The sequence below is a fragment of the Myroides phaeus genome (assembly GCF_900099675.1).
GTDB classification, from domain to species: Bacteria; Bacteroidota; Bacteroidia; order Flavobacteriales; family Flavobacteriaceae; genus Flavobacterium; species Flavobacterium phaeum.
Genome location: NZ_FNDQ01000055.1, coordinates 1 through 1,316 on the forward strand (window position 1 = coordinate 1; position 1,316 = coordinate 1,316).

General features: G+C 32.4%; 2 protein-coding genes. Both read left to right on the top strand.

Annotated elements, in window-relative coordinates:
* Positions 1 to 61: 61 nt before the first annotated feature.
* Positions 62 to 376, top strand: a complete 315-nt coding sequence (locus BLT46_RS13060; RefSeq protein WP_090410544.1) for a transposase — start codon at positions 62 to 64, stop codon at positions 374 to 376.
* A gap of 23 nt (positions 377 to 399) precedes the next feature.
* Complete coding sequence (locus tag BLT46_RS13065) at positions 400 to 1,263, top strand: IS3 family transposase (RefSeq protein WP_143021899.1); 864 nt, start codon at positions 400 to 402, stop codon at positions 1,261 to 1,263.
* Positions 1,264 to 1,316: the final 53 nt, after the last annotated feature.

Genomic DNA, 1,316 nt, shown 5'->3' on the forward strand with positions numbered 1-1,316 from the left:
TATATTAGCCCCTAAATAAGCTGGAGTTAAATTAATAAATTAATTACATAACTTTGGACTTATGAAATACAAGAAATGGAGCTTATCAGATAAGCTATCAATTTTACAAGAAGCAGAAGAAAATGGGGCAATAGAGACTTGTCGTAAACACAGTTTAAGTACAGGTACTTTCTACTCATGGAAGAAGAAATTCGATTCCCAAGGAGAATCAGGATTAATGCCTGCTGTTTCTGACAAATCAAAAGAACTTAAAAAAGCAGAAGAAGAGAATAAGATTCTTCGCAAACTACTAAGTGATAAAGAAATAGAATTAGAAGTTCAACGCGAACTACTAAAAAAAAAGTTTGGGACATCCGATCCAAAAAAGATCTGGTAGACTACTTTTATACTAAATATCACATAAGTAAAGCTAAACTAATTCATTGGGTTGGCTTAAGTGATAGTACGTACTATTTCAAGGGTTCTGGCAAACCAAAAGGTAATAAAGCTACTTTATTAACCTACCATAAAACCCAAGGCTGGGTTAATGAGCAAACTGTTGTAGAGTCAATTAAAGAGCTTTTAGAGGATGATTTTATGGATTGTGGTTACCGCATAATGTGCGAGTATCTTAAACGCGATGGGTATACTATTAATCACAAAAAAGTATACCGTATTATGAAAACTGCTAAGCTTTTACAAACTCGTATAGCTAGAGATCACTCAGACAAGAAGTATGTTAAGCATCGTAAAGTAAAGACTACAAGACCCTTAGAGTGTGTTGAAATGGATATTAAGATGGTATGGATACCACAAAAAGGGAAAAATGCTTATTTACTTTCTGTAATTGATGTACATACTCGAAGAATATTAAAAGACTACTTCAGCTTTAATATTAAACAAAAGCAGGTAATAGAACTACTATCAGAACTTTTTGATGAGTTAGATTACCCTAAAAATGTAGTGATTAGATCGGATAATGGTAGTCAATTTATCGCCAACAATGTAAGAGAATATCTTTCTTTAATCGGTGTATCACAAGAGTTTACACACATAGCAACACCGGAAGAAAATGCTCACATAGAAGCTTATCATGGGACTCTAAGAAGAGAGGTTTTTACTAAATATGAATACTTTACTTTTGGACAAATAGAGCAAATATTAAAGAACTACGTAGTGTTTTATAATAACAAAAGACTACATGGATTGCTTGGAAAGATCACTCCAATGGAGAAATGGGAAAAGGACAAACACTTGATTTTAAACAGAAAAAAAGCAGCCTAAAACATTACACTTTAAAAAATTAAAAATACTCTAGGTTTATAGGGGTCAAAACA

What these genes read in the sequence shown, in the direction of transcription:
- BLT46_RS13060 (WP_090410544.1), top strand. Translation starts at nt 62, where the DNA reads ATGAAATACAAGAAATGGAGCTTATCAGATAAGCTATCAATTTTACAA.